Here is a 5671-nt window from a genome sequence, read left to right on the forward strand (position 1 = left end):
AATGAAACTGATACCCCCAGTGAACACGCTCGTTTTTCGGGTGGTGGTGATGGGTGTGTGTTTGTGGTTTGAGAATCCAATAGCGTGTTTGTTTGAACAAGTTGTGATGCCAGAACATTTTATTATTTCTGGTAAGACAATCACCTGATCAAACGTGGTTCACCCTGGTGGGTGGTTCTTCGCCGAACCGTCCACACCTATGAGGGTGGGTCTTCTGTTTGGTCGGGATTTTATTTGATGAGCCGGACTGTCACCCCGTGACGGTTCCGGCTGTCTTGCTGGGATTCTTACGTAACATAAATTTTTTATGGAGAGTTTGATCCTGGCTCAGGACGAACGCTGGCTGCGTGCTTAACACATGCAAGTCGAACGCTGAAGCCGACAGCTTGCTGTTGGTGGATGAGTGGCGAACGGGTGAGTAACACGTGAGTAACCTGCCCCTGATTTCGGGATAAGCCTGGGAAACTGGGTCTAATACCGGATACGACCACCTGACGCATGTTGGGTGGTGGAAAGTTTTTCGATCGGGGATGGGCTCGCGGCCTATCAGCTTGTTGGTGGGGTAATGGCCTACCAAGGCGACGACGGGTAGCCGGCCTGAGAGGGCGACCGGCCACACTGGGACTGAGACACGGCCCAGACTCCTACGGGAGGCAGCAGTGGGGAATATTGCACAATGGGGGAAACCCTGATGCAGCGACGCAGCGTGCGGGATGACGGCCTTCGGGTTGTAAACCGCTTTCAGCAGGGAAGAAGCGAAAGTGACGGTACCTGCAGAAGAAGTACCGGCTAACTACGTGCCAGCAGCCGCGGTAATACGTAGGGTACGAGCGTTGTCCGGAATTATTGGGCGTAAAGAGCTCGTAGGTGGTTGGTCACGTCTGCTGTGGAAACGCAACGCTTAACGTTGCGCGTGCAGTGGGTACGGGCTGACTAGAGTGCAGTAGGGGAGTCTGGAATTCCTGGTGTAGCGGTGAAATGCGCAGATATCAGGAGGAACACCGGTGGCGAAGGCGGGACTCTGGGCTGTAACTGACACTGAGGAGCGAAAGCATGGGGAGCGAACAGGATTAGATACCCTGGTAGTCCATGCCGTAAACGTTGGGCACTAGGTGTGGGGGACATTCCACGTTCTCCGCGCCGTAGCTAACGCATTAAGTGCCCCGCCTGGGGAGTACGGTCGCAAGGCTAAAACTCAAAGGAATTGACGGGGGCCCGCACAAGCGGCGGAGCATGCGGATTAATTCGATGCAACGCGAAGAACCTTACCAAGGCTTGACATACACTGGACCGTTCTGGAAACAGTTCTTCTCTTTGGAGCTGGTGTACAGGTGGTGCATGGTTGTCGTCAGCTCGTGTCGTGAGATGTTGGGTTAAGTCCCGCAACGAGCGCAACCCTCGTTCTATGTTGCCAGCACGTGATGGTGGGAACTCATAGGAGACTGCCGGGGTCAACTCGGAGGAAGGTGGGGATGACGTCAAATCATCATGCCCTTTATGTCTTGGGCTTCACGCATGCTACAATGGCTGGTACAGAGAGAGGCGAACCCGTGAGGGTAAGCGAATCCCTTAAAGCCAGTCTCAGTTCGGATCGTAGTCTGCAATTCGACTACGTGAAGTCGGAGTCGCTAGTAATCGCAGATCAGCAACGCTGCGGTGAATACGTTCCCGGGCCTTGTACACACCGCCCGTCAAGTCACGAAAGTCGGTAACACCCGAAGCCGGTGTCCCAACCCTTTTGGGAGGGGGCCGTCTAAGGTGGGACTGGTGATTGGGACTAAGTCGTAACAAGGTAGCCGTACCGGAAGGTGCGGCTGGATCACCTCCTTTCTAAGGAGCACACATAAGAACCCCAACGAACCGGCCGTACGTGTTGGTGTTGGGAGCTCAAGGGTGGAACATCACTTCTTCCGCTCATCCACTCAGTGTCGTTAAGGTATGTGCCTTGTCGATGGTGGGTATGAGGATGGGCTAGAACGAACACGTTATTGGGTCCTGGAATCACAAACCCCAACCAGTGGGTTGGGTGTGGTTTCAACCAACAGGACCAACCCGGACACGATGCAGCAGCCGAAGTGTTGTTGTGTGGTGTGTGGTGTTTGGTAGTGGTTTGAGAATCGTATAGTGGACGCGAGCATCAACAACACGAAAAGTGTTGTTATGTAATGTGATTTTTCTTGTCATCATCTAGTTAGGTGAATGAAACAATTTTTCGCGCACACAAACCAATCCTTGAGGGGGTTGGGTGAGTGTGTAAGAGCGCATGGTGGATGCCTTGGCATCAGGAGCCGATGAAGGACGTGGAAATCTGCGATAAGCCTCGGGGAGCCGATAAACAGGCGTTGATCCGAGGGTCTCCGAATGGGGAAACCCCGCCACTCGTGAGGGTGGTGACCCGTGTCTGAATATATAGGGCATGTGGAGGGAACGCGGGGAAGTGAAACATCTCAGTACCCGCAGGAAGAGAAAATAACAATGATTCCGGGAGTAGTGGCGAGCGAAACTGGATGAGCCTAAACCTTTGCAGTGTCAAGCGTGCTGGTTTTGCTGTGAGGGTGTTGTGGGGTGTACATGGTCTGGTCCAGCATGGCCGGTCTGTGATTTGGTTGGTGTAGTCGAACCTGGTGGGAAACAGGACCGGAGTGGGTGAGAGTCCCGTAGACGAAACATGAACCTGTCGCAGTGTGTGCGTTGCCCGAGTAGCACGGAACTCGTGGAATTTCGTGTGAATCTGCCAGGACCACCTGGTAAGGCTAAATACTTCCTGATGACCGATAGCGGATAAGTACCGTGAGGGAATGGTGAAAAGTACCCCGGGAGGGGAGTGAAAGAGTACCTGAAACCATGTGCTTACAATCCGTCAGAGCCACCCTGGTTGTGGTGATGGCGTGCCTTTTGAAGAATGAGCCTGCGAGTTAGCGGTGCGTGGCGAGGTTAACCCGTGTGGGGTAGCCGTAGCGAAAGCGAGTCCGAATAGGGCGTCTGAGTCGCGTGTCCTAGACCCGAAGCGGAGTGATCTAGCCATGGGCAGGGTGAAGCGTGTGTAAGAGCGCGTGGAGGCCCGCACCCACTTCAGTTGAAAATGGAGGGGATGACCTGTGGTTAGGGGTGAAAGGCCAATCAAACTCTGTGATAGCTGGTTCTCCCCGAAATGCATTTAGGTGCAGCGTTACGTGGTTCTTGCTGGAGGTAGAGCTACTGGATGGCTGATGGGCCCTACCGGGTTACTGACGTCAACTAAACTCCGAATGCCAGTCAAGGTTCAGCGTGGCAGTGAGACAGTGGGGGATAAGCTTCATTGTCGAGAGGGAAACAGCCCAGACCATCAACTAAGGCCCCTAAGCGTGTGCTCAGTGGGAAAGGATGTTCAGTTGCGAAGACAACCAGGAGGTTGGCTTAGAAGCAGCCACCCTTGAAAGAGTGCGTAATAGCTCACTGGTCAAGTGATTGAGCGCCGATAATGTAGCGGGGCTAAGTACACCGCCGAAGTTGTGGCAGCACCACATATAGCCGTAATGGTGTGGTGTTGGGTAGGGGAGCGTCGAGTTGCCGGAGAAGCTGCCGTGTGAACGAGTGGTGGAGGCGATTCGAGTGAGAATGCAGGCATGAGTAGCGAAAGACGGGTGAGAAACCCGTCCACCGGATGACCAAGGGTTCCAGGGCTAGGCTAATCCGCCCTGGGTAAGTCGGGACCTAAGGCGAGGCCGACAGGCGTAGTCGATGGACAACCAGTTGATATTCTGGTACCGACACACAACCGACAGTACCAAAACACATGAGACTAACCCTGTGATGACCCCGTGGTGCCTTCGGGTGCCTGGTTGGGTTTGAGTGGGGGACCTGAGTGTGGAGTCGGTAAGCGTGAGGTGTGACGCAGAAAGGTAGCCAGGCCGTGCGATGGTAGTCACGGTCTAAGGTTGTAGCACGTGGGGGTAGGTAAATCCGTCCCCACAAGTGTGTGAGAGCTGATGGGCGCCCCACATTGGTGGGGTGATCTGGTGATCCTCTGCTGCCGAGAAAAGCATCGACGTGAGGGTGTGTGTTGCCCGTACCCTATAACCGACACAGGTGGTCGAGTAGAGAATACTAAGGTGATCGAGAGAATCGTGGTTAAGGAACTCGGCAAAATGCCCCCGTAACTTCGGGAGAAGGGGGACCATCCCGGTGAACCAGACTTTGCTCTGGGATGTGCTGGTGGTGGTCGCAGAGGCCAGAGAGAAGCGACTGTTTATTAAAAACACAGGTCCGTGCGAAGATGTAAGTCGATGTATACGGACTGACGCCTGCCCGGTGCTGGAAGGTTAAGAGGACCTGTTAACCCACTTTGTGGGTGAAGCGGAGAATTTAAGCCCCAGTAAACGGCGGTGGTAACTATAACCATCCTAAGGTAGCGAAATTCCTTGTCGGGTAAGTTCCGACCTGCACGAATGGCGTAACGACTTCTCTGCTGTCTCAACCACGAACTCGGCGAAATTGCATTACGAGTAAAGATGCTCGTTACGCGCAGCAGGACGGAAAGACCCCGAGACCTTCACTATAGTTTGGTATTGGGATTCGGTGTGGTTTGTGTAGGATAGGTGGAAGACTGTGAAGCCCTGACGCTAGTTGGGGTGGAGTCGATCGGTGAAATACCACTCTGACCATAGTGGATTCCTTAACTTCGGACCCTGATCGGGTTCAGGGACAGTGCCTGATGGGTAGTTTAACTGGGGCGGTTGCCTCCTAAAGAGTAACGGAGGCGCCCAAAGGTTCCCTCAGCCTGGTTGGCAATCAGGTGTCGAGTGTAAGTGCACAAGGGAGCTTGACTGTGAGACGGACGTGTCGAGCAGGAGCGAAAGCTGGGACTAGTGACCCGGCCATGGCTTGTGGAAGCGTGGTCGCTCAACGGATAAAAGGTACCTCGGGGATAACAGGCTGATCTTGCCCAAGAGTCCATATCGACGGCATGGTTTGGCACCTCGATGTCGGCTCGTCGCATCCTGGGGCTGGAGTCGGTCCCAAGGGTTGGGCTGTTCGCCCATTAAAGCGGTACGCGAGCTGGGTTTAGAACGTCGTGAGACAGTTCGGTCCCTATCCGCTGCGTGCGTAGGAAATTTGTGGAGGTCTGTCCTTAGTACGAGAGGACCGGGACGGACGAACCTCTGGTGTGCCAGTTGTTCCGCCAGGAGCATGGCTGGTTGGCTACGTTCGGGATGGATAACCGCTGAAAGCATCTAAGCGGGAAGCCGGCTCCGAGATGAGATTTCCAACTGACTTTGTCAGGTGAGGTGTCCTATAGATGATGGGGTTGATAGGCCGGGTATGGAAGCACTGTAAGGTGTGGAGTTGACTGGTACTAATACACCGATCACTCATCAACCATTTTCTTGTGGGTTGGTGTGTGCGAGTTTGTTTTGCTTGCTTTCTAGGTTTTTGATGATTTGATTGTTCCACTCCTTTGTGGGTGGGCATGTTGCATTGTTTGGTGTTCGCGTTCGCTGTGCGGTTCTTGGACCACTACCGCCAGAAGAAACTCCCGTGTGGGGTTTTTGTGGTGGTGGTTTGTTGGTTTTGCGGTGGTGATAGTGGTGGGGAAACGCCCGGTTAACCGTTCCGATCCCGGTAGCTAAGCCCATTCGCGCTGATGGTACTGCAACTTGGTGGTTGTGGGAGAGTAAGTGACTGCCGCAAT

3 rRNA genes are annotated in these 5671 nt (G+C 54.1%); all 3 read left to right on the plus strand.

Annotated elements, in window-relative coordinates:
• Positions 1–304: 304 nt before the first annotated feature.
• A 16S ribosomal RNA gene (locus BEP01S_RS16420) occupies positions 305–1830 on the plus strand.
• Between the two features lie 413 nt (positions 1831–2243).
• Positions 2244–5359 (plus strand): 23S ribosomal RNA (locus tag BEP01S_RS16425).
• Between the two features lie 192 nt (positions 5360–5551).
• Positions 5552–5670 (plus strand): 5S ribosomal RNA (gene rrf, locus BEP01S_RS16430).
• Together the 16S, 23S and 5S rRNA genes form the textbook arrangement of a ribosomal RNA operon.
• Position 5671 lies beyond the last annotated feature (1 nt).

The sequence above is a fragment of the Brevibacterium epidermidis NBRC 14811 genome (assembly GCF_001570805.1).
Classification (GTDB): Bacteria; Actinomycetota; Actinomycetes; order Actinomycetales; family Brevibacteriaceae; genus Brevibacterium; species Brevibacterium epidermidis.